Genomic DNA, 24,271 nt, shown 5'->3' with positions numbered 1-24,271 from the left:
AAGTATTTGTTTTTCCTATATGCTGATGTGGATGCAATGCTGTGCCTGGTCGATGCCTTGTAATTTTATGAAAGCCATGGCGGGGTACTCTGATGCGGCAAACTGGTGCACATGTTCCTTGAACGTTCATAACCATAAAGGAGACACACATGGATTTCGATAAAGACAAGGCAATCGCGCTGCTGAACAAGATCATGGAGCTTGAGCTTGCTGGAGTGGTGCGATATACGCATTATTCGTTGATGGTATTTGGTTATAACCGTATTCCAGTGGTGGAATGGCTCAAGGAACAAGCCGAAGAAGGCTTGCTCCATGCACATAAAGCCGGCGAACTTGTCACACTGTTGGGGGGGTATCCCTCACTTGCGATCGGCCCTCTGCTGGAAACGCACGTGCATGATATCGGCGATATTCTGCGAGAATCACTGGCGCATGAAACCCAGTCACTTACTGCCTACTATGCGTTGCTGGAGCTGGCCCAGAGTAAATCAGTGCTGCTGGAGGATTATGCGCGCGGTCTCATCGTCGAAGAGGAGATGCATGTGGATCAGGTTAATAAGATGTTGCGGCGAACGGGTAAAACAGATGTATACGAAACGCCAAAGAGTTGATTTGTTTCAGAATCGTCCGTGCATTACGTCGTACTGCACCCGAATACTCGCGCTTAATTGTCCCATTGCGCCGCTCCGCTCAGTGTAAGACGATGCCTGCCGTGGATATACCTCAGCATCTTGCACACAAAAAGCGACTGATATTCATCATCGTCATTGCGATCGCTAGCGCGATGGGCGTCTTTACGCAAGAAGCAATTCCGCAAGATCCGCACTACAACAATTTCGCGGATACCAGGTACTTTCTGGGTATCCCGAACTTCTATGACGTTGCCTCCAGCGTTGCGTTTGTTCTGGTTGGGGCTGTGGGTCTGGCGATGCTGAGATCCAGCAAGTCACAAGGAGCGCTGCGGGCTTTGCGGTCGGGTTATGCGGTATTTTTTATCGCCACGATATTCATAGGGCTGGGCTCAGCTTACTGTCATCTGGAACCCGATAACGCCACACTGGTTTGGGATCGGCTACCCATGGCTGCGGCATTCATGGCATTTCTCTGCATCATCGTTGGAGAACATATCAGCGAGCGTTACGGCCGAAATTTGTTGATTCCATTGCTTTTATTTGGATCGTTGTCAGTTTTTTACTGGTACTTCACGGAGTTACATGGGCGGGGAGATCTGCGCTTCTACGTGCTGGTCCAGTACTTGCCTATTGTTCTGGTTCCATTGATTATGCTGTTGTTCCCCTCCCGCTTAAAACCATCAACGTTCATGTGGGCACCGCTTGCAGCTTACGTACTGGCGAAGGTATTTGAACTCGGCGACATGCCTGTCTATGATGCTATCGGCATCAGCGGTCACACACTGAAACATTTAATCTCTTGCATTGGCATTTTGTTCGTGGTGGTGGCGATTCGCGTTCGCGTACCCCGTATGTCTCCGGATTGCTTGCCGTTATCCCTTCCACCCGGCGTAAATTTATAGGCTGTTCGGATCATGTCAGGGCGCTGTTGTTACAACATTGCACCGATAAACCGGACAGATTAATTCTTGTCTAATATATTTGATGCATTGTTATTATTTGACATTGTCATCATGAGAAAAAGCGCAGTAGAATAACTTTCCGCCAACTGTCTGGAAGGGGGCTGCAATGAAGAATCCAGGCTTTTTCACTCCCACCATGATTCGCTGCGCAATGACTCTGTTTATCCTCGCGGCGCTCATTTCGTGCAAAGATTACCGGAAAGGAGACGTTCACCCACCCGACCAGCAGACTCTCAGCTGGGAGGAGGAGCGCGCACAGCGAGAACAGCAACAGGTTGCCTATTTGAGCGATGCTGTCATCAAACGAATCGTGACCGACCGCGAAGCGCGTACACCTTGGTACAGCAATCGGTTGGGCCGCGAATGGTTTAATACCCGTCCACTTGCTTTCAACGGTGTGCCTTATGTGCTGCTGCGCGCCGTAATTGAAGTTTATCCTGATATCTGGAAAGGACAGGGCTCGCTGGGTAACCTGGGGTTTGGTCCCCATCCGGATGACTATGATCCCGAATCGGGTAAGCTGCTTCCGCCAGAACAACGCCATCCTTTGCCTTATGGGCTTTTCACGGCACAGGATCCGGTAGTTCCAGAGGATAAACGCACAGATAACGTCTTTTTCTCTTGTGGCGCATGCCATACCGGCCGGGTCTACGTTAAAGATCGTATCCGCCATTTAATCGGTGCACCTAATACCGAAATCGAGTCGTCAGGATACGTTGGCCTGCTCTACGGTACGGCCACGAAACTCATTAAAGTGGACAGCCCTGACCCAGGCAAAATTCAGGTTGATTTTGATCAGGTTAGCAGAATTGCTGCATTCCTTAAAAACAGGATTGAGACTGACCCGGCCTGGTTTTACGGTGGTAAAACGCCTGAGGAGCGGTTAGCCAGTGCTGAGTACGCCAAGGTTCAGGTTACGCGTGTATTGGGTAACCTCGAAGAGGCAGTCAAGTTTCTGATTGGCCTGGCCAAGACAACGGAGCTTATGTATCTGGCCCAGGCCTCGAATCCGATGCACACGGATAAAGAGGGACAAAAAGCACCAAGTGCATTTGGTCCAACTCCCGGGTGCATGGATGCGTTTGGCACCGCTACTGGACTGGTCGCGGTGCATGCCAGACGTGATAGCTACCTGGCGCGTTTGCCGGATGATCATCTTTTCTTTGCAGGACTAGAAAATCTCCCACGGGAAGAACGTCTTAAAAAGGCCAGTGAGCGACTGTTTAATACGGCAAATGAATGGATATCTCATCTTCCAGGCATTTCCGATATCAAGAGTCTGTGGTATTCACGTGACCATGGCCTGGCTAACTGGGATACGAATCAGGCAGCCGAGGCACGGGTACTCGCCTCAGGGGTTTCCTCGGGAGGTGATCCATCTAAAGTAAATGTCCGCATCCATGAGGCAATGAATCCGTTTATCAATGATTTGCCACCTTCTCCTTACCCCTTTTCCGTGGATCTTGATCTGGCGGCCAAAGGCAAACCTCTTTTCGAACAGCAGTGCGCTTCTGCATGTCATTATTCTCAGAATAAGAAGGTTTATAACATCGGCACTGATATGAACCGGGCAATGCAGATCACGCCGACGGCTCGTCTGGGATTGCTTGAATTGATCCGTGAGACTTGTGAACTTTACGTTGAACGGGGTGGCAGTGATTGGTGTCGTCCCAAACGAGGCAGTCGCGCAGCCGATGACGAGGCGTATTTCGTCACGCCGCGCGGTGAGGCATCGGGTTACAAGCCGGATGTGCTTCATGGTATCTGGGCCCAGGCACCTTATCTTCACAACGGCTCTGTACCAACTTTGTGGCATCTCTTGCGGCCTGCTGAACGGCCGGTGAAATTTATTCGCGGCAATATCAAATATGATGAAGAAAAAATTGGCTTTGTATGGGACAAGGCTCCTGCGCTTGATGAATACGGCCCTGGCGATACTGTACACTTTGCCGAGCATGATACAACAGTGTACGGTAATTCAAATATCGGTCATGCCTACGGTAGCGAGTGGACAGACGAACAGGTGTGGGCAGTCATTGAGTACATGAAAACGTTGTAGAAAGGGGAGGCGATATGGCCAGGCAAAATGGGATGACAATAAAGGATCAGCTTTATGGCATGGTTTGCGGTTTCATCAAGCTAATCCAAATGACATCGGGAAAGAAGCAGGGCAACCCATCGCCGGGTAGAGAGGAGGCGCCCAATTCTCCACCACCGACTGCAAGCTTTCTGAGCGATATTGCGAATGCCGAGGCGAGTTCACCGTTACCCCCTCCGCCGCCCAGTCCTCCCAGTCCTCCCAGTCCTCCCAGTCCTCCCAATCCTCCCAATCCAGATGATCCTAAGTACGCCAGCGATCCAGAAGTTTATCGCCGGGACAAGCAGGCAGCAGAAGCTGCAATTACAGCCTTCACCGCAGCCGCACAAGTACGCGGCGCTGCGGTTGCGCAGATAATCACTCAATGGTTGGCCACTTCACCTGATGCGATGTTCCAGGAACTCCTGGCGCAACCAAGAAGCACTATGCCGATCTTCAAACCAGCGATTGGTCCCGTAATAGTTATGCGGCATCCGGAAGTCATTCGATGTCTGGTGCGCACTGATCTCTTCACGGTGGATCTGTATGCCGCCGAGATGGCGCGTGCCACGGATGACAAAACCAGGCATCCAGATGCTTACACACATTTCATGCTCGGTACCGATCGCGATGATCTTTATCAACTTGATGACGTAATATTGCGACGGGCTGTGTCACGTAGCGACAAGGACACGCTTATCCGCCTGGCCCGCGAGGAGGCTGAGCGCTGGACACATCAGGCACAAGTTGAAGGCACTGATGAAATCGATGTGGTCGCAACGATCGCCAAATTCGTACCGCTGCGTATCGTTGGCGATTATCTGGGCGTTCACTATTGCGAGGCAGGAGCGCCTTCAGCATTGCCAGGATTACGGGGAGGAGATCATTTTGCCCTCGATGAAAGTCTGCAGAAATTTTTTACCTTTACCAGGATAAAAGAAGGCATCGTGCCGACCGGAGATGATCTGTTTGGCTGGGTGAAGGATGCTTTTCGCAATATTTTCAATAGCATTAGTCCAGCTCATCCTAAATTTACCGAATATCGTGAGCGCGGCATTATCGCGACCGAATATCTCAGCGCCTACATTTTCGCACTGCTTCAGCACCATAAGGCACGGTTACAGCATGGTGAAATAGTGCCTGACACCATGCTGACGAGACTGCTGCGGATGCAGCTTGAACTGGAGCAAAATGCTGGCAAGCTGGAAGTGGAATTCGCCAGGCTGCTTGGTGCACCGCTTCCACAAGGTGAACTGGCACGGCGTCTTTCGGATTCAATGATCCGGTCGAATGTATTTGGTACAACCGTCGGTGCGGTAGTCAATCCCCAGGAAGCAACGGCGCGTATTCTGGATTCCATGCTTCGTTTGAAGGAGGATAAATACGAAGTATTGAACGATTCCAGCTTCGAACAAGCACTTTATTGGGCCGATGTGGAGCCGGACGAGCCGGATTATGCGGAAAGTCTGGAAAGGCTTCGCAAGTATGCTCTGGAAGCCTTGCGTCTCGAACCGCAAGGTGAGGTTTTATTGCGAGTGTGCGTACAAGACAACGATGTACTTGGTGGTGTCTCCCTCGGTAAAGGAACGGTTGTTTTTGTAGCCTATGCCGCAGCCATGCTGGATCCGGAAGTGGTGCCGAATCCAGCGGCCTTTGATGTCACGCGAGATGAACGGCTGACGCCTTACTTGTGCAATCAGGAACGCGCGAGCGAGGCGCCTCAAAGCCTGATTTATTTACAACACGGTTACGGGCGGCATAAGTGCCTTGGCCGCTATGCCTCGGAAATCACCATGCAGGAATCACTACGTGCGATGCTCAGAATCGGTTCCCTGGTACGGCGTGGCGAGCTTGAAATGGATGAGGAAAACTGGTTTGCCATGCGCTTTAAGATTGGCTTCTGATGATGGATGGGATGTGGATTATTAGATAGTAAATGAGTATTTCGGGACTGTTTTTAACGTAATGGTAACAACGCAGATAGTTTTTCAGAAGATACTTGGGAAAAACGCATTTGTTTTTCCTGTACACCAGATGCGCTCGATTTTTTTGCGGGGCGACCATGCTGAGAAAACCGAAAGACCATGAACAGATGCGGCTGGAGATGGGCAAGCTCATCGAGGTATTGGAGTTGCCGGAGCTGAATAAGCAGTTTCTCCGGGCACGGTGGCTGGAGCAAGTGATCTGGATGGATGAGAGGGCATGGAATTCCATCTTGTGGCATAACATTCTGCGCCTCACGACGATTATCGGAGGTGTGATCGTTCCGGCACTGGTCAGCTTGAACGTCGGTGATGGTGCTGCGGCCGCAATCAAGACGCTCACGTTCATCGTCAGTCTCGTGGTGGCATTGAGTGCCGCCGTGGAGGAATTTTTTCACTATGGCGAACGATGGCGCCATTACCGGCGTACAGTTGAGGCACTGAAGAGCGAAGGCTGGCAGTTTTTTCAGCTCAGCGGGCCTTACGTCGGTCAAACCCATGTCCAGGTCTATCCAGCCTTTGCCGCTCGTGTCGAGGAGCTTAGCCGTGAGGAAGTGGAGACCTACATGACGCAGGTGGTGGAAGAAAAAAAGGAGAAGAACGAGGACATCCATCACGAGACGGAGCAGCAGGCTGACCGGGCAGGTTAATTGCCGTCTAACAGATTTAATCCATATCAGATACAGCTTGCGGATCTGATTGAACCAGATTTCAGGAGTAATCCAATGTGCTGGAAACCTGCCGTCTTATTCAAGTGGAAACCGCATGGTGGTGGGGTATTACAGCACCTTTCATCCGTCCAGCCCGCCTCCCGCCAGGCGTTATCACAACCAACCTTTAGAAGGAGAGTCGCATGAAACGCAATCAAAGCAATCCCGTTGTCTGGTTTGAAATCTATGTTCAGGACATGGAGCGCGCCAAAGCATTCTATGAATCCGTATTTGCAGTCAAGCTGGAAAAAATGGCTGCCCCGACAGCAGAAATGAACATGGAAATGTGGAGCTTTCCCGCAGACAAGGATGCCGCCCATACCACTTACGGCGCATGTGGGATGTTGGTAAAAATGGAAGGGGCTCCTTCCGGGCATGGTGGCACGCTGATCTATTTTGCCTGTGACGACTGTGCTGTAGAAGCTGCTCGTGCAGCCGAAAGTGGCGGCAGCGTTTTCAAGGAAAAAATGTCCATTGGCAAACACGGCTTCATCGCACTGGTGCACGATACCGAAGGCAATATGATTGGTCTGCATTCCATGTGATAGATAGATGATCGAGACATGGCAATGTCAGATATTGCGCTCCAACCGGTGCATTCAACGCCCTGATGCAGATGAGAAAAATCGACATTGCGGCAATTGAGGCAGCATGCTGCGGTGAAAGCGGGTAGCACTACGCTGGCTCCATATTAGAGATCCAATGTGTTGAGTAGCGATTGCAGGCAATATGCTTGAACATGGGGGGTAAACGGTTTTCAGCTGTTAAATACCAAATTGGGGAGGTCAGAATGACAAACCCGGAAGACTTGCAACGTGATACGGAAGCGGCACTCGGAGATGTAGAAAGACTTCGTACGGAGCTCCTGGAATTTTCGGAATTAGTGTCAATAAATCCAGCATTACGGGATTTGCGAATACCGCTGGCTGATGATCTGGAGGAATTTCGAGACAGAGTGGCACAGTTACTTGACAGAATCAGCCAGCTGCTCGAAGAAATTGGATCTTCAGCGTCTGGAAGATTAAACGGGGGATCTGCTTTTTCACTTGCAACACTTGCGAATGAGCTGAATGCACAGCTCGAATGGCTCAAGGGTGTTCTTGAACATATTGAAAACATGATTCAAGACGACACTCAAACAACCGCTCAGTGGTTTATAAACCAGGTGACAAACCCTGTACGTGCCGCGCTGAACAAAATAAAAACAATTTTAACCCCTTTGCTGAAGCGTTTCCTGTCAAAAATATGGCAGATTATTTCTAACCTGCTTACACCCAAAGAATGGAAACTGCAGGGGAAAGTGGGTACGGGCATTTTGGGGCTGGTGGATGTGGGCATAGAAATAACGTTTGGTCCATAAACAGTGAGATTCTGGCCCCCTGGAAACCTTGAATCTGGTTATGGCCAAGGGAGCCTCTGCATGAATCCCACAGGGTCGCGCACGTGAGTCATGGTATCTATCAGAAGTGTTTTCGCCGAAGGAGTAAATCACCACTCTTTCATTCTTAACCTGGCAGTTCTAAATGGAGGGCATCATGAGACGCATATATTTTTTGGTTCCGGAAATAGCTACCACCAAGAAAATTGTTGATGATTTGCTTCTGGCAAGAATTGAAGAGAGGCATATTCATGTGATTGCGAAGCGCGATACACCACTTGAAGATTTACCGGAAGCCAACCTGTTACAGAAAACTGATTTTATCCCTGCCGTTCAGCAAGGCGTTGCGCTAGGGGGTGCGACAGGATTACTTGCCGGGTTGGTTGCTGTCGCACTCCCGCCTGCATCGACGGTCATTGCTGGTGGTATTTTGTTGGCAACCACACTGGCTGGCGCAAGTATTGGATCGTGGGCAGGTGGCATGATCGGCATGACGCTTGGTAATCGGCGCATTAAAGAATTTGAGGATAAGATTGAAGCGGGAAAATTGCTGGTGTTGGCTGATGTGCCTAAAGATCGGGTCGATGAAATTGAAGATCGAATAAGACTGCATTTACCTCAGGTCGAAATTATGCAAACAGAGCCCAGAATCCCTGCATTTCCTTAGAACCTGTTCAATATCTCACTGAAGGGCGCATTGCGGTGTTGAAATTGAACTCAAAATGCTCACATACTTCAAGTATGCTCCGCTTTCTCATTCAATTTTGCCTTGTGCTAGTTTCTTCGCTAACATTTTTTAGAGATTCCTTGACGCATGTTGTGAAATTATAAAATCTGCAACTTAGCCAAACAATTGTGAATTACCGGGCAGCGTGCTTTCTCGTGGGAGAGCATGCTGTCTATCATAACCACTACCCGCCATCCCATTGCGTGGATTGCCGGCTGCATTGAGCAGCATGGGATTAAAAAAGGAGTATCCATTTGCTCATTCGCAACCTCTTCTTGCTGTTAAGCAATATTTCCCTGATTCTGCTGACGGCATGCAGCACGATTCCAACCGTTCCGCTAACGCCCCCCCCGTCTGTATCACAAACTACCGCAGCCGCAATAATCTACGACTGGGATATGGATATATTCCATCCTGTCGTGGCGCGGCATGGCATGGTGGCCACCGAGCAAAAACTGGCTTCCAGAATCGGGGTGGACATTCTCAAAGCGGGTGGCAATGCGATTGATGCCGCCGTGGCGATTGGCTTTGGTCTGGCGGTAACGTTACCCAATGCGGGCAATATTGGCGGCGGGGGATTCATGCTGGTTCATGACGCCCAAACCGGGCGATCAACCGCGCTGGATTTTCGTGAAACTGCTCCGGCAGCTGCCAGCCGTGATATGTATCTGGATACAGCCGGGAATGTCATAAATAAAAAATCACTTTTCAGTCACGCAGCGGTGGGGGTTCCAGGTACGGTTGCCGGAATGATCCACGCATTGCAACGCTGGGGCTCCATGCCGCTGGCAAAAGTGATGCAACCGGCGATCACACTGGCGGAAGAAGGTTATCCAGTCAGCAAAACGCTCGCTAAAGGGTTGCAGTATTCAGCGGGCAACATGGGGAAGTGGCCAGCCACCCGGGCAATCTTCTGGAAAAATGATATGCCGTTGAAAACGGGTGACAAGCTGGTACAGCAAGATCTGGCCAATTCGCTGCGTTTAATTGCACGCGATGGCGCCAGGGCGTTTTATGCAGGAGAGATTGCGCATAGGATTGCTGCGGATATGGCCAGAAACGGCAGCCCGATGACAATGGAAGATCTGAAAAATTACCGGATAACTGAGCGCGAGCCGGTACGTGGCACCTATCGCGGTTATGAGATCGTTACCATGCCGCCGCCTTCTTCAGGCGGTGTGCATCTGGTACAGATGCTTAATATGCTGGAATATTGGCCGCTCAGGGAGTGGGGGCACAACAGTGCACGAACGATTCATCATATGACGGAAGCCATGAAGCTGGCTTATGCTGATCGATCTGAATATCTGGGAGATCCGGATTTTGTCAACGTCCCGCTCACTGGCCTGATCAGCAAAGCTTATGCTGAGGCGCTGGTATCACACATTGATCCGGATCACGCTCGTGTCGCAGAGGCCATCAAACCCGGCCAGCCGCAATTCCATGAAAGCAATCAGACTACGCACTTTTCGGTGATGGATTCAGCCGGCAATATGGTTGCCGTCACTTATACGCTCAACACCAATTTTGGCAGCGGTATTGTCGCACCCGGCACGGGCATCGTGCTCAATAATGAAATGGATGATTTTTCAATCAAACCAGGGATGCCCAACGTGTACGGCGTCATCGGCGGCGAGGCCAATGCGGTTGCCGCAGGCAAACGCCCGCTTTCATCCATGACGCCTGCGTTTGTTTTCAAGGCGGGCAAACCCTGGTTGGTGACTGGCAGCCCCGGCGGGCCACGCATTATTACCACGGTGTTGCAGCAAATCGTAAACGGTATCGACTTTGCCATGAATCCTGCTGAAGCAGCCTCAGCTGCACGCTTCCACCATCAGTGGACACCGGACGAACTGCGACTGGAAAAAGGGATTTCGCCTGATACCTTGCGTCTTTTACAGGAAAAAGGGCATCGCATTGTTATCAAGCCCACCATGGGCCGTACCCAGACTATCCAGCTGCACGGTGATGAACTTTGGGGCTATTCCGACCCGCGCAATCCAGATGGAGCAACCGTGGGGTTTTGAGGGGCCGTCGAAATTTTTCTAAAGCCAAAAAAACGATCGCCGTTATACTCCCCAGCGGTATTCATCAGCGCACCAAGCTGTAACCAGCGAATTCTATTTTATTTGTTAACAAATGGAGAACCCAACCATGCAACACAATCAACAAGGTTTTACTTTGATCGAATTGATGATCGTCGTCGCGATCATCGGCATCTTGGCGGCCGTGGCGATCCCGGCTTACTCGGATTATCAAGCTAAAGCCAAGGTAACGGCCGGTCTTGCTGAAATTTCATCTTTGAAATCAGGTATTGAAGATATAGTAAATGGTGGGGGAGATATTGGAACTACTATTGTTGCCTTCAATAAAACAACCGGTAACTGTGTGATAAAAACTGATATTACCGCTGGCGTTGGTGATGTTGAATGTAAATTAGAAAATGCACCTGCTAAAGTGAATGGCAAAACAATTACTTTAAGTCGTACAGATGCTGGTGTGTGGTCATGCAAGTCTGATATTGGAACAGATGAAGATAAATACCTACCTAAGACTTGCAAGTAAAGTACTGGCTCCTAATCAAATCTTCTAATTTGATTCTATGAAAACCCTGCTTTGGCAGGGTTTTCTGTTTCTGGTGGTATGCAGATGATGATCTTTTTTTGACGGGCGGGCTAAAAGCACTACTTTCCCCTTATTTTCCTAACAAGGTATTTATTATCATGGACAAAGCTATGGCTGAGGGTCAATCCGATCTCTTGCTCCATTCATTGCTGTGCGCAACCACACCAGGCCAGAAAAATCGTATTGTCTGGTCACATCGGGTCGCGAATCTGCTGATGATCGCTGCGTTGGTACTGGTATCAACTCTGCCATTGGTAGTCTGGTTGGAGAATACGCACTGGCATGATCAGCAGCGTATTGGGCAAATATTAACATTGGCAATGGCTGTGATTGCTGCGTTACTGATTTTTGGCCTTGGTAGATTGCGCACACCACTGCTATTGAGTCACATGAATCATCGTCTGTTTGTGTTGGTGATAGTCGCTGCCGGTGTTTTTGCATACCTGGCGCACCAACCACTCTGGGCGTTTACCGAGCTGGCGCTGGGTGTGGCTTGCCTGGGTTTGAGCTGGTTGGTGGCCTCCGTGCGGCGCTTATATGGCATACAAAATGCTGGTGGCCACACGGTAGATCGCGTACTGCTGGCAACGTTGTTCTTTATCTGCGCCAGGCTGGTGGCACGCTTTGACGTATCCTATCTGGCCGCTATCACGAATGGAGAAGGCATACTGGATGCATGGCTGCTGGTGGATGGTTTCTCCAATCCCCGTTTCTTTGGCCAGTTTTTGACGCTGGCATTGCCGTTGCTGGCAGCTCCATTGCTGGTTGAGGGAAATCTGCGCCGCTATGCGCTGGTGGCGGGCGTATTGATCGTGCTGATATGGACAACAGCAATTGTATCGGGGGCGCGCGGCACCTGGCTTGGTTTGGCGTGTGCAACGGTAGTATTTGCTTGTATCGGGCCGATTGGACGCCGTTGGGCACCTCGAAAAACCTATAAATTTTGAAAAGATCTGTATATAAAAAATTGATTTTACAGTCAATTTTTTTAGAAACGGAATTTTCGAGGTGGCCCTTTGATAGTCCGTGTCATCAGGATGCATTTTACCTAACGTCCCAGCGTATCAGAGCGCTGCACCAACTGATGCAGTAACAAACCCCGTCCTTACCTTCTTCCTGCTGCTTTTCTTCTATTCCTTGCTGTTTTCAGTCTTTGGTACATTCTGAAAGCATGTTGTGTACCTCCTGTAAATTCTGAATTTCATCAAATATCACTTGTGGTATTTGCCTGGCCCGCTTCATTTCGCTCACTCTGTTACACTTTACCAATATATTATTCTGATTACAGATATAAGTTTATGTTTTTAATGTTAAAAGATTAACAGTAGCTACATCTGTATGTCATTGTGGCATTATCTGGTTGGTTGCCAGTTAGTTGGATGTGTGGGGAGTTGAATAAGGTTGATGGTACGGACACTTGCAATTCTGATGGTTGAGCCTACGGCAGCGGAGGGTGAGCAGGTACGTGGTTTGCTGGAGCAGGGCGGCCTGTCAGCCCAGGTGCATTGTGTGACGACAGATGCGCTGCCGGAGGTATTGCAGCAACAGGAGTGGGATCTGGTGCTGGCGGGTGATCATCCGGATTTGGGCGTGGTGCCGGTACTGGATTCATTGACGGAACTAGGGCTGGATATTCCGGTAATTGTGCTGGTTTCCCGGCAGGATGAGCAGGCCACAGCATGTTTATTTGCTGCGGGAGTACAGGATGTATTGCTGAAATCGGACTCGATACGGCTGATGGCAGCCATCCGGGGTTGCCAGCGGCATATTGAACATTTGCAAGATTTGTGCGAGGCGCAATCCGCACTGGAAAGAAGCGAAGCCCGTTTTCGTGCGATTGCTTCCAATCTGCCGGGGCTGGTGTTCCAGTTTGTACTGGAATCGGATGGCGGCGTTTTCTTTCCGTACGTCAGCGAGAGTTCCAGAACATTGCTCGGGCTTTCTCCCGATTACCTGCAGAAAAATCCGGATGCATTTGCTGGCTTGATTCTGACGGAAGATATGTCGGACTACGATCAATCGTTACAGAACTCGTGCAAACAGCTTTCGGCGTGGAATTGGGAGGGACGTATTCAGGCGCGGGGAGATGCTGATGTGAAATGGATCAGCCTGCGAGCTACACCGCGCCGGACGCCGCGTGGTGCCGTGTTGTGGGATGGAATTATGCTGAATATTACGCGTAATAAACAGATCGAACTGGAAATTGCCCGATCGCGTGCGCAATTGGAAGAGCTTTCGGCATATTCGCAAAAAGCAAAAGAGCAGGAGCGCACACGGATTGCCCGCGAGATTCATGATGATATTGGTGGGACTCTGACGGCGATCAAGTGTGAATTGGTGCCTTGCCTGGATAACTCCAGCCGTGCGCCGGAGTTTTATCGCAACAAGGCCGCAGCGGTGGAATCGCTGGTGGATATGGTGATTGACAGCACGCGCCGGATCGCGCTCGATTTGCGACCAGGTGTGCTTGATTGCGGGATTGTAGCCGCGGTGCAATGGCAGGCCCGTGAATTTAATCAGCGTACCGGGATTGCTTGTGCTGTGGTGTGTGATGATGAGGAAATTTCACTGGATGGAGATCTGGCCGTGGCGATTTTTCGGGTTTTTCAGGAAGCGCTGACCAACATCGCCAAGCATGCGGATGCATCGGAAGTGCGGGTGAAATTGTCCGAAGCGAGTGGCGAAGTGTATCTGGAAGTGGCAGACAATGGCTGCGGCATTACGTACCCGGATATGGAGAAGGTAAATTCGTTCGGCATACGCAGTATGCGCGAGCGCTGCCAACAGCTTGGCGGGCGGTTTCATATTCAGGGTGAACCCCAGACGGGTACGGGGGTGATGATCTGGATTCCGGTGAATGGGCAGTCTTCATCGTCTTATCAGGATGAGTGGCCGGATTGAGGGATGAAACATGAGACAAGGAATGTCAGCTGATAGGGTGAGGATGTAATCATGATCAAGGTGATGATCACTGATGATCATGCAATTGTGCGCCAGGGGCTCAAGCAGATTCTGAGCGAGACCGGTGACATCAGCGTAACCGGGGAAGCGGAAAGCGGTTTCCAGGCGATGAAGGTTGTGCGTCAACAGGATTTTGATGTGATGTTGCTGGATATTTCATTGCCAGATCGGAACGGGCTGGATGTGCTCAAGCAAATTAAGAAGGAACAGTCGAATCTGGCGGTGCTGATGCTAAGCATGCACAATGAAAGCGAGTTTGCGATCCGTGCCCTCAAGGCGGGGGCGGCTGGTTATCTGAACAAGCAGAGTGCGCCGGCGCAACTGGTTACCGCGATTCGTCAGGTTGCATCCGGCCAGAAATTCATTACCCCCGCGCTGGCAATGGAGCTGGCAAACGCAATTACCTCGAATACAGATCGGCCGCTGCACGCTTCATTATCCGACCGGGAATTTCAGACGTTGTGCCTGATTGCTTCCGGCAAAGGGCTTTCCGAAATTTCAGAAGAAATATGTCTGAGCCCGAAAACTGTCAGTGTTTATCGTGCCAGGTTATTGGAAAAACTGAAGCTTACCAACAACAGCGAATTAATCCGCTACGCCATCATGCATCACCTGGTCGATTGACCCCTTTCCTGCGCTCTTTGAGCCTGGTGATTGCAATCACCTTATACAGCTTGCAGTAAAACAAGATTACATGATTGAGCTGTATTCCAAATAAATCCGCTATTAATCGGCTGTCACTTCAAGCACAAAACTTCCAGCAGCAGTGATGTCGGAATGGACACACCACGTTCTTGGGCGGGACACCGCGCAGGGGACAGATGGGCCGAACATCAACGGCTTGTTGTTGCTCATGGCTCCATTTCTTCATCGTTGCGGTCTTCATTGTTGGCATCCTGGCGCACGGCGGGCAGTTGCTTGAGCAACTCCGGCAGTGCTGTCTGCACGGTGTTCCACACCACATCAAGGTTGATGTCGAAGTAGCCGTGGGCGATGCGGTTGCGCATGCCACGCATATTGCGCCACGGCACTTGTCCGTGTGCCTGAGCGAACTCAGCATAGTTATCTATCACTTTCGTGACAGCCTCGCCGATGATGATGAGACTCATGATGACGGCTTGTTGGGTTCGCTTGTCCTCAAGGAAATCCTCTTTGGTCAAACCTTCTACGAAACTGCAGGCATCGGTAGCGGCCTGCTGCATGTGGTCCAGGTAGTCGGGCAGGCGGTTATCGCTCATACCGGTTGCGCCTCTGCGAGCACCTTGGCTCGGAACTTCGGCGGCAGGTCTCCGGGTGTCCGCAGATCGACATGGAGGCCGAGCAGCGATTCCAGCTCGATCTGTAGGCCGCCCAGGTCGAACAGCGTCGCACCAGGTAGCGTATCCACCAGCAGATCGATGTCGCTGCCATCCCGGTCGGTACCATGCAACACTGAGCCAAAAACGCGTGGGTTCGCCGTGCGAAAGCGGCTCACCACTTCGCGCACCGCACTTCGCTTCATGTCAAGCACAACAGACGGGCGCATGGGTATCCTTCCTTATTGAAACTCGTTGAGATGATATGCAATCAAGAATGGAATTTTAAGAACTATTTTCAAGAATCGCAATGCCTTGCGCTTCATTCTGTGTGGCTGGGTTTTTTAGAAGTTGCCCTAAAGTTTCCATAGGTAATAGCCGTTGATCCGCAATGTAACCGGAAGAAATACAGCGATCGGGTTCATTTTTTCACTGGGGCACTAATCCGGTCAGGATCACAAAACAGTTTTATCTATGGAAACAATGAAATGACTGTATCTGTCAGCAAGGGTTTTACCATGGTTGAGCTGATGATCACTATCAGTATTGCCTCCATCCTGCTTGCCGTGGCTGTTCCAGGCTACCAATCCCTGATGCGGGAATCGCGCTTGACCGCGCAAGCCAATGAACTGATGACTGCGCTGCACTATGCCCGTTCTGAAGCAGTGAAACGGGGAGGGAGAATCACGATCTGCAAAAGCTCGGATGGTGCAACTTGTAATGACGGTAGCTGGCAGGATGGCTGGCTGGTTTTTAGCGATGCGGGTACGGCTGGTGCTGTCGATAGTGACGATGAAATATTGAGAGTCTTCCCAAAATTGAATGGAAGCTCATTGAAAGGTGGGGGTAATTTTAGTAGCAGAATTTCATATTTGCGTAATGGGCGTAGTCAAGGTAATAACAATCTGCCAAATGGAACATTTACCTTATGTAATCAGAATGATGCACGCAAAATTGTGATTAATGTTTCTGGTCGAGCAAGAGTAGAAAAAGCGGGATGTCCGTCAAACAAGGAGTTTCTCGATGAGAGTAAAAATGATGGCTAAGCAGAATTCTTCTTCTGTGCATGCTCAAGCTGGTGCCGGCATGATCGAAGTGCTGGTGGCCATCATTGTTCTTTCGATTGGACTGCTTGGGCTGGCAGGGCTGCAAACCGCCGGATTGAAGAATAACCAGAGTGCTGGTTTCCGTTCAACTGCCACCATGATGGCATACGGCATTCTGGACAGTATGCGGGCAAACCGGGTTGCAGCGGGAGAAGGTAGCTACAACCATGCGATCTCGGAAGATACTGCTTCAGAGGATGAAACGGAGGAGGAAACGCAGACAGAAGCCGGGATTCCCGGGGATGTTAAACCCTGGTTGGAAGAGCTTGCTCTGCGTCTGCCGGATGGTACCGGCGCTGTTAATGTGGATGCTGACAATAAAGTGACCATCACCATTCAGTGGGATGACAGCCGTGGTGCATTGGCCGCGCAGCAATTTGTCATGACTACCCGGCTGTAACAGGTGACATGAAAAGTATGCGGGCAAATCAGGCATTCAGTCGAAGTCAGCATGGCCTGACGCTGGTAGAAATGATGGTGGCCATGACCATCGGGTTGGTGCTGCTCGGTGGTGTGATCACCGTGCTGACTGCCAGCCAGCAGACTTACCGTGTTAACGAAGCAATGGCGCGTATGCAGGAAAACGCGCGCTATGCCTTCCAGCTTTTGTCTCGCGATATTCGTATGGCGGGATATCGCGGCTGTGTGGGTGATGTTGTTGCTATAACCAATGTACTTAATAATAAAAATGATTTTTTGTGGAGATTTGATCAGCCTCTGGAGGGATTCGAAGCAACCAGCGCAAGCGGCTGGACACCTGCTTTACCGTCTGAAGTAACTTCTCCATTGAAGGGAGGAGATGTAGGGCGAGATGTCATTGTGGTAAGAGGAGTAGAGGATAGTTACGCCAGAGTAATTTCCCATGCATCTGAGTCGGCCGATCCAGGAGTTGAATTAGGTAGTGATTTTGGAAAAGAACTACAAAATTATTTTGATAAATCGAATCCTAAATCGCCTTTTATAGTACTGGTAAGTAATTGTCGAAACACCGCCATTTTTCAGGTGATAGATATTAATAATATATCTGATAAAAAGTTTTTGGAGCATGCTACAGGTGGTAGCAGTGTAGAGCCAGGAAATGAAAAAGAGCTAGGTGAAATATTTCTCAACGGAGAAATAGTACGAATTAGCACCAGGGCTTATTACATTCGGAATAATCCAGGAAAAATCCCTGCTCTGTATTGGAAAAAAGGGAAGGATGATGCCGATGAACTGGTTGAGGGCATTGAAAATATGCAAATTGAATACGGTGAAGATACCAACGGGGACAGGGCTGTGGACATTTATCGCACAGCGGATCTGGTGGCAGATTGGGAGAATGTTGTCAGTGTACGCATCGATCTGCTGGTGCAATCGGTGGAAGATAATGTTACCAGCCAGTCGCAGACCTATACCTTCAATGGTGAGACCGTAACACCGACTGACCGGCGGTTGCGACAGGTATTTTCCACCGTAATCTCGTTGCGCAACCGCGCTCCCTGATGATTCTTCCTGGAGAGTAGAAAACATGGATGCGGATTTCCCGGCAGATTCCGGCAACAATAAAGATCAGTTTTTTAAACCCCGGCAAGTTGCTTCACCGGTGGTTCGTCACGTTTCGTTCACGGTTAGAATCCGGTTTCTTCACAATCATTCAGGTGGATCATCGCAAGCAGTGCCAGAACCTTCTGTGATCACACCACGCGCCAGAATCTGCCGGCATCACGAGTTACGCAACAGCGGAATGCTCCAGCACCTTGGCGCCTGGTTATCTGGATTACTTCCTGCGCCATCGCTTGGTGGTCGCAATGACAGAATAAATGTTGCTTCCACGCAGCGGGGCGCTGTATTGATAACCGGATTGATTTTTCTGGTGGTTCTGACATTACTCGGCACAACTGCTCTGCAGAGTACGATTCTGGAAGAAAAAATGGCAGGCAATCTGCGTGATGAAACACTGGCTTTCCAGGCGGCAGAAGCGGCGCTGCGATCGGGAGAACGGTTTCTTGAACAGATCACTATTCCGGAATTTAATGGCTCAAACGGGTTGTATCACCACGCCTGCTCTTCAGCGCCAAATCCTGATACAGAGGGCGAAGAGGTAGATGAACCCCATTCATGCTCACCAACACCAGATCCTGTCACTGGAATGGCTTGGGATGCTGATGACAGTAGAGAGATTGATGTCACCATGGATGGTGTGGCCAACCAGTCGCGCTATTTTATCGAGCAGCTTCCCAGTGTTCCACAGATGGGGGACGGAGGGAGTGCGCAGCAATCCGGTGCATCGCTTAATGCAAATATGTTTCGCATCGTGGCGCGTGGAACAGGGGGTACAGAGACAGCTATCGTTTTGTTACAAAGCACTTATCGGCGGTAGAAAAGGAATTGATGATGAAAACTGTTCATAGCATGATAAGAGCCTGGATGTTCATGGCGTGCTTCCTTTGCATGCTGATTCGGGCCGAGAGTGCGGGAGCAACATTGCCACTATCTGATGTACCGTTATTTTTGACCACTGCAGTGGATCCCAATGTTATTTTTACACTGGATGATTCCGGTTCCATGCAGTTTGAAATCATGCCGGATAGCCTGATTAAATCAAGCGTGCGCTTTGTTTACCCCAGAGTAAGCAGTACTTATGGGGGTGACAGTTACAGTAATTACGTAGTCGGCTTTGATCTGAATAATAAATATACAGCTTCCCTGCGTTCCAGCCATGTCAATAAAATCTACTACGACCCGACCGTGCGCTATCTGCCTTGGAGCAAGGCTGATGGGTCGTTGATGGATAACGCAAGCATCACTTGTGCCCCGCATAACCCGTTCAATACTGCTGCGGGTTGCCGTAACCTAACCGTGGACAATACACAGAGTGCGGCCTGGCTCAAAGATAATGGTTCTTTGACAGATACAGAATCTCAAACTTTTTATCCGGCTGTCTATTTTCGCTACAAAGGAAGTGGGAATTACAACTCAGCCAGTAGCTACGCTCTGGTTGAAATCAAGCCGGAAAATGCCCCTTTTAATGGAGGGGAAAATCGGACTGATTGTGCTGATTCATCGGCGTGTATCTATGCTGAAGAAATCCAGAATTTTGCTAACTGGTACACCTATTACCGTTCCCGGATTTTACTGGCGCGTGCCGGTGTCGGCCGAGCTTTCGCGGCACAGGGCAACAGCATGCGTGTGGCTTTCGGTGCGATCAATAAAGGTAGCAGCAGTAGTAATAAGATTGATGGAATATCGACGAGCACACTGATCACCGGAGTCAGGCAGTTTGCTGGACAGGAGCGTGAGGATTTCTTCAACAGTCTGTATAACCATATTATTCCAGCTGCTAATACACCATTGCGTAGAGCAATGCAGAGTGTCGGTGAATATCTGAAGCGCGCCGACGATAAAGGGCCATGGAGCACTACGCCGGGGCAGAGCGGTGGTAGTCAGCCGGTTTGCCGACAGAATTATCATGTCCTGATGACAGATGGTTTCTGGAACGGACCCAATCCTTCCGAAATAGGCAATGCGGATAATACGGACGGCAGCAAACTCACTAATCATTTTCCCAATACATCACCAGCCACTTATCAGTACAAACCGGCACTGCCGTACAAGGATGGCTTTAGTAATACCTTGGCCGATGTGGCGATGCATTACTGGAAAACCGATTTGCGTACTGATCTGGATAACAAGGTACCGACTAATGCCAATGATCTAGCATTCTGGCAGCATATGGTCAATTTCACTGTCGGACTGGGAGTTGAGGGTACGTTAGGTGATTTGTTACCAGGTAGCTCCGGTGGGCCAGCAGCCTGGCCGGATCCAACGGATGCTGATGCTTATAAGATCGACGATCTCCGGCATGCAGCGGTCAATAGCCGTGGGGAATTTTTCAGCGCGCAGGATCCAGCCGCTTTTGCCGCTGGATTGACGAATGCGCTGACCAATATTACCGCTCGGGTCAGTTCAGCCGCTGCAGTAACGACCAATACCAGCCGGCTTAATACTGGCGCACAGATTTATCAGGCAAAGTTCAACAGTGCTGACTGGAGCGGGCAACTGCTGGCGTTTAATCTGGAAGCTGATGCCTCACTGGGACTGCTGCAATGGGAGGCTTCTGAACAATTGCCGGAACATGCCAGTCGCAAGATTTTCACCCATAACGGTACTGCTGGCCTGGCATTCAGCATTGCTAATTTTTCTTCATTTTCAGCAGCACAACAGACCGCGTTGGATACAAGTACAAATGGGGTCAATGATGACCAGGGATTACAGCGATTAGCCTGGCTGCGTGGGGATCAAACAACAGAAGTTGGGCAGGGCGGCACATTTCGCAAACGTAACAACGGCGTACTGGGCGATATCGTCAATTCCGATCTATTGTTCGTCAAGACTCTGGATTTTGGTTACGACGCATTCCTGGACGGAACGCCAGGGAAGGCGTCCTATTATGCCTATGTGCAGTCGAACAACAGTCGTATTCCAATGGTTTATACCGGGGCGAATGATGGCATGCTGCATGCTTTCAGTGCTGAAACCGGCAAAGAGCTGTTCGCTTACATTCCCGCTGCTGTTTATCCTCAATTAAGTAAATTGACTGATTCCGGTTATGTGCATCGCTATTTTGTTGATGGCAACACCTATGTCGGAGATGCCTACATTGGTGCAACACCCGCCTGGAAAACAGTATTGCTGGGAACGCTGGGAGGGGGCGGTAAAAGTATATTTGCGTTGAATATTACCGATCCAGCCAATTTCTCTGCATCAGATGTGATGTGGGAATTTACCGATGTGGATCTGGGTTTCGTTCACGGTCAGGCAAAAATTGCACGATTGAATGATGGTTCCTGGGCGGCAATCATCAGTAACGGTTACAACAGTACCAGTGATAAGGCGTACTTGCTGATTGTTGATCTACAAACAGGGGCACTGATCAAAAAAATTCCAACCAATAACAGTACAAATAATGGCCTTTCCAGCCCGGCACTGGTGGATACCAATAACGACAAGATCATTGATGTTGTTTACGCAGGGGATCTGCAGGGCAATGTCTGGAAATTTGATTTGTCAAAAAATAGCTCGGCACAGTGGGATGTGGCGTATAAATCTGGCAGCGTTGGTGTACCCTTGTTTACGGCCAGGAATACCAGCAATCAGGTACAACCAATTACTTCTCCTTTGGAAGTGGGCTACCACAAACAGGGAGGGTATATGATTTTCTTTGGCACCGGCCAGTTCATCGCCTCCGGTGACGCCACCGATAAAAAAGTGCAAAGTCTCTACGGTATCTGGGATAACAGTAGCTGGATTTCAGAAACAGATCGCAGTGTATTACAGCCGCAAACCATCCTGACGGAAACCGTTGTTCCTCCTTTTGAACGTACCATATCCGATAATGGAATAGACTGGTCAGCCAAGCGTGGCTGGTATATCGATCTGCTGCAACCTCCGGAAGGAACGCAACAGGGCGAGCGTTCGGTCGTTATGCCGATGCTGAATTTCAGGCGGATTATTTTTACCACGCTGATTCCTTCCATCGATCCATGCGAAGCGGGCGGGCGTAACTGGTTGGTATTACTCAATGCTGAAAATGGGGGAATGATGTCTCCGCCGCAGTTTGATACTAATGGGGATGGCAAGCTGGACGGTAGCGATCGAATCATTGCTGCTGTAGGCTCAGATGGAATTCGTAGTGAATCGGTTGCTATCAGTGCCGGTAGCTTGACGCATCTGATCGCGGCAACTACCACGGGGGCAGTGGAGAAAGTGACGATCAGCAACGGCGCTCCGCCGCCGCGCCGATCCTGGAAACAGATACAGTAAACAGGAGGATCAGTTAAATGAGCCTGGCTCGGATGTATACGAAAAATCACGGCTTTACGTTGATCGAGACGATGATCGTGGTGGCTATTATCGGCATTCTGGCAGCGATTGCCTATCCTTCCTACCAGGAGCATGTACGGCGGGGTAATCGGGTGGAGGCCAGCGGTATTCTGTTGGAAATGGCACAATTGCTGGAACGCAATTACACTGAAGCTAATCGTTATGATCAGACTGGCGCGGGAGGCGATTTTGCATTGCCGGTGACGCAATCACCCCGAACGGGTACGGCAAAATATATCATCCGGTTTGCAGAAGGTACTCCAACACAAAATAGTTATACGCTGGAGGCGGTGCCGACAGGTTCTATGGCAAGTGATACCTGCGGTACCTTGTCGTTGACTCATACAGGTGTGCGAGGAGCAGGCGGAGTGACAGGAGCAGAAGCTATTGCCAAATGCTGGCAGTAAATAAGCTATCAGGCTGCACCCGATCGGGTGCGATGATGTTCAGTCAGGTTTTCAATACGCAGGTCAACATCAACTTTTGCCCAGGTCTTGATTTCATTATTCAGTAGCGTATCGGTCAGCGGATAGCGTTCCAGCCAGGTTTGCGGAATGCGTAATGTGCAACGTCTTCCACTCATGGATAGCATCAAGGCTGGCAAATCAACCTGGGTGCGGCTGCGGTAAAAAATTGTAGCGATACGCAAGGCGACCGAACGCGCAAGGTTGATAGGGTGGCTAAGAAAATCCCCGGTTTTGGCAAGCGAGCCATGGTGCGATAGCACCAGCTGACCTAACTGGGATTGCTCCATTCTGGAAAAGCCAGGCATATCGGCGTTATCGAGAATATAAGCAGAATGTTTGTGGTAGCCGGTATGGGCCACCGAAATGCCGATTTCATGTAAACGCGCTGCCCAGGAAAGCAATTTCAGTGCATTCTCAGCTTTTTCCTGATCGGGGTAATCCGCCAGGAGTTGTTTGCCAAGCAAAATCGCAAGTGATTCAATCCGGGTTGCCTGCTGCAAATCCACCCGGTAGCGCTGCATGAATTCCTGTACGGAGACTTCACGCATATCTTCTTTGTGAAAGCGCCCCAGCATGTCGTAGAGTACGCCCTGGCGCAGTGCGCCGCTGGCAATTTCCATACGCTTGATCTTCAGCTCTGTAAAAATAGCGCTCATGATGGCAAATCCACCTGCAATAATTATTCTGCGGCTGGGGTTTAAGCCTGGAATTGTCAGCTTTCTGAGATCACCTGTTTTAAGCAGGAATTCACGCAGTTTTTCCAACCCTGCGAGTGTGATGATTTCTGCATCATCGCTGTCGTTATAGCCGTTTATTGCGAGGATGTGTGCCAGTGCGCGCGCGGTGCCGGAAGAGCCATAGGCTTTTTGCCAGTATGATGAGGAGAATTCAGCGGTGGCGGCCTGTATTTCGGAACGTGCGGCCAGCTCGGCATATTTCAGCGAGGCTTTGGTGAGCTTCCCATCAGGAAAAAAATACTGGCTGTAGCTGATACAACCAATGGGAAGACTTTCCAGTTTGCTGGATTTCAGTTGGCTGCCGATGATCAGTTCGGTGGAGCCACCACCAATATCGACGACGAGCAGAGCGTCATCCGAAGGAGGCAGGCTGTGCGCCACGCCAAGAAAAATCAACCGGGCTTCTTCGTAGCCTGCAATGATTTCGATAGGAAAGCCCAGTGCATTTTCAGCTTTTTGCAAAAAACCTGCTGCATTTTTGGCAACACGTAGCGAGTTTGTGCCCACCACTCTGACGGCATGATACGGCAGTCCCCGTAAACGCTCGCCAAACCGCTCCAGGCAGGCGAGTGCGCGGTTTTGTGATGCCTCGTCCAGCGTCTGATCTTCGGATAATCCCGCTGCAAGCTGTACCATTTCTTTCAGATTATCCAGCAGGTAGAGTTGCTTTTCTTCTACCCTGGCGATCTGCAGATGAAAACTGTTGGAACCCAGATCAACGGCAGCGAGCGTTGAGTATGCGTGCATGAT

22 protein-coding genes are annotated in these 24,271 nt (G+C 50.1%); 19 read left to right on the top strand and 3 right to left on the bottom strand.

Going from position 1 to position 24,271, the window contains the following annotated elements; all coding sequences use genetic code 11:
- The first annotated feature begins 149 nt into the window (after nt 1-149).
- The 13 genes from ACZ5EJ_RS08650 to ACZ5EJ_RS08590 all read left to right on the top strand — a co-directional run bounded on the left by ACZ5EJ_RS08650 (nt 150) and on the right by ACZ5EJ_RS08590 (nt 14,678).
- Complete coding sequence (locus ACZ5EJ_RS08650; protein ID WP_074685054.1) at nt 150-611, top strand: ferritin-like domain-containing protein; 462 nt, start codon at nt 150-152, stop codon at nt 609-611.
- 101 nt (nt 612-712) lie between these two features.
- Complete coding sequence (locus tag ACZ5EJ_RS08645; protein WP_464556935.1) at nt 713-1,534, top strand: hypothetical protein; 822 nt, start codon at nt 713-715, stop codon at nt 1,532-1,534.
- A 166-nt stretch (nt 1,535-1,700) separates the two neighbouring features.
- A complete protein-coding gene (locus ACZ5EJ_RS08640) occupies nt 1,701-3,653 on the top strand; it encodes a c-type cytochrome (RefSeq protein WP_464556934.1) in 1,953 nt (650 codons plus the stop codon).
- A gap of 32 nt (nt 3,654-3,685) precedes the next feature.
- On the top strand, nt 3,686-5,575 hold the full coding sequence (locus ACZ5EJ_RS08635) for a cytochrome P450 (RefSeq protein ID WP_464556933.1): 1,890 nt from the start codon (nt 3,686-3,688) through the stop codon (nt 5,573-5,575).
- A 158-nt stretch (nt 5,576-5,733) separates the two neighbouring features.
- Nucleotides 5,734-6,303 (top strand): DUF4231 domain-containing protein, encoded by a 570-nt coding sequence (locus tag ACZ5EJ_RS08630; RefSeq protein WP_074685058.1) that lies wholly within the window; start codon nt 5,734-5,736, stop codon nt 6,301-6,303.
- Between the two features lie 203 nt (nt 6,304-6,506).
- A complete protein-coding gene (locus tag ACZ5EJ_RS08625; RefSeq protein WP_074685059.1) occupies nt 6,507-6,908 on the top strand; it encodes a VOC family protein in 402 nt (133 codons plus the stop codon).
- A 245-nt stretch (nt 6,909-7,153) separates the two neighbouring features.
- Nucleotides 7,154-7,723: a glycoside hydrolase family protein gene (locus ACZ5EJ_RS08620; RefSeq protein WP_160803566.1), complete on the top strand. Its 570-nt coding sequence runs from the start codon at nt 7,154-7,156 to the stop codon at nt 7,721-7,723.
- A 175-nt stretch (nt 7,724-7,898) separates the two neighbouring features.
- Nucleotides 7,899-8,408 (top strand): DUF1269 domain-containing protein, encoded by a 510-nt coding sequence (locus tag ACZ5EJ_RS08615; protein WP_464556931.1) that lies wholly within the window; start codon nt 7,899-7,901, stop codon nt 8,406-8,408.
- 314 nt (nt 8,409-8,722) lie between these two features.
- Nucleotides 8,723-10,495 carry a gamma-glutamyltransferase gene (gene ggt, locus ACZ5EJ_RS08610; protein WP_160803519.1) on the top strand — a complete coding sequence of 591 codons (1,773 nt, stop codon included), beginning with the start codon at nt 8,723-8,725 and terminating at the stop codon, nt 10,493-10,495.
- Between the two features lie 127 nt (nt 10,496-10,622).
- Nucleotides 10,623-11,033: a pilin gene (locus ACZ5EJ_RS08605; RefSeq protein ID WP_074685555.1), complete on the top strand. Its 411-nt coding sequence runs from the start codon at nt 10,623-10,625 to the stop codon at nt 11,031-11,033.
- 158 nt (nt 11,034-11,191) lie between these two features.
- Complete coding sequence (locus tag ACZ5EJ_RS08600; RefSeq protein ID WP_074685553.1) at nt 11,192-12,040, top strand: hypothetical protein; 849 nt, start codon at nt 11,192-11,194, stop codon at nt 12,038-12,040.
- Between the two features lie 457 nt (nt 12,041-12,497).
- Complete coding sequence (locus tag ACZ5EJ_RS08595; protein ID WP_011634877.1) at nt 12,498-13,994, top strand: histidine kinase; 1,497 nt, start codon at nt 12,498-12,500, stop codon at nt 13,992-13,994.
- A gap of 51 nt (nt 13,995-14,045) precedes the next feature.
- Complete coding sequence (locus tag ACZ5EJ_RS08590) at nt 14,046-14,678, top strand: response regulator (protein WP_011634876.1); 633 nt, start codon at nt 14,046-14,048, stop codon at nt 14,676-14,678.
- Nucleotides 14,679-14,905: 227 nt separating this feature from the next.
- On the opposite strand, the gene ACZ5EJ_RS08585 is transcribed toward ACZ5EJ_RS08590, so the two are convergent.
- Entirely contained in the window at nt 14,906-15,292 is a 387-nt protein-coding gene (locus ACZ5EJ_RS08585) for a HepT-like ribonuclease domain-containing protein (protein ID WP_074685547.1), read from the bottom strand.
- A complete protein-coding gene (locus tag ACZ5EJ_RS08580; protein WP_074685545.1) occupies nt 15,289-15,579 on the bottom strand; it encodes a nucleotidyltransferase family protein in 291 nt (96 codons plus the stop codon). The genes ACZ5EJ_RS08585 and ACZ5EJ_RS08580 overlap by 4 nt, the downstream gene beginning before the upstream one ends.
- A 258-nt stretch (nt 15,580-15,837) precedes the next feature.
- Between ACZ5EJ_RS08580 and ACZ5EJ_RS08575 the strand changes: the two genes are divergently transcribed.
- From ACZ5EJ_RS08575 to ACZ5EJ_RS08550, 6 genes are read left to right on the top strand one after another with little or no spacing between them, the layout of a single operon-like run.
- Nucleotides 15,838-16,395, top strand: coding sequence for a GspH/FimT family pseudopilin (locus tag ACZ5EJ_RS08575; protein ID WP_464556929.1), 558 nt, complete (start codon nt 15,838-15,840; stop codon nt 16,393-16,395).
- Entirely contained in the window at nt 16,373-16,855 is a 483-nt protein-coding gene (pilV, locus tag ACZ5EJ_RS08570) for a type IV pilus modification protein PilV (RefSeq protein WP_464556928.1), read from the top strand. Before ACZ5EJ_RS08575 ends, pilV begins: the two co-directional genes overlap by 23 nt.
- An 8-nt stretch (nt 16,856-16,863) precedes the next feature.
- Entirely contained in the window at nt 16,864-17,937 is a 1,074-nt protein-coding gene (locus tag ACZ5EJ_RS08565; RefSeq protein ID WP_464556927.1) for a PilW family protein, read from the top strand.
- 25 nt (nt 17,938-17,962) lie between these two features.
- On the top strand, nt 17,963-18,814 hold the full coding sequence (locus ACZ5EJ_RS08560; RefSeq protein WP_464556925.1) for a pilus assembly PilX family protein: 852 nt from the start codon (nt 17,963-17,965) through the stop codon (nt 18,812-18,814).
- Nucleotides 18,815-18,846: 32 nt separating this feature from the next.
- Nucleotides 18,847-22,257 carry a pilus assembly protein gene (locus tag ACZ5EJ_RS08555; protein WP_464556924.1) on the top strand — a complete coding sequence of 1,137 codons (3,411 nt, stop codon included), beginning with the start codon at nt 18,847-18,849 and terminating at the stop codon, nt 22,255-22,257.
- Nucleotides 22,258-22,289: 32 nt separating this feature from the next.
- A complete protein-coding gene (locus ACZ5EJ_RS08550) occupies nt 22,290-22,724 on the top strand; it encodes a type IV pilin protein (RefSeq protein WP_193565720.1) in 435 nt (144 codons plus the stop codon).
- Nucleotides 22,725-22,732: 8 nt separating this feature from the next.
- Here the strand turns inward: ACZ5EJ_RS08550 and ppx are convergent, their stop codons facing one another.
- Complete coding sequence (gene ppx, locus ACZ5EJ_RS08545; protein ID WP_464556923.1) at nt 22,733-24,268, bottom strand: exopolyphosphatase; 1,536 nt, start codon at nt 24,266-24,268, stop codon at nt 22,733-22,735.
- Between the last annotated feature and the right edge of the window lie 3 nt (nt 24,269-24,271).

The sequence above is a fragment of the Nitrosomonas sp. TNE100 genome (genome assembly GCF_055387135.1).
The sequence above is the reverse complement of the archived record's forward strand: the minus strand, read 5'-3'. Positions and strand labels throughout refer to the sequence as shown.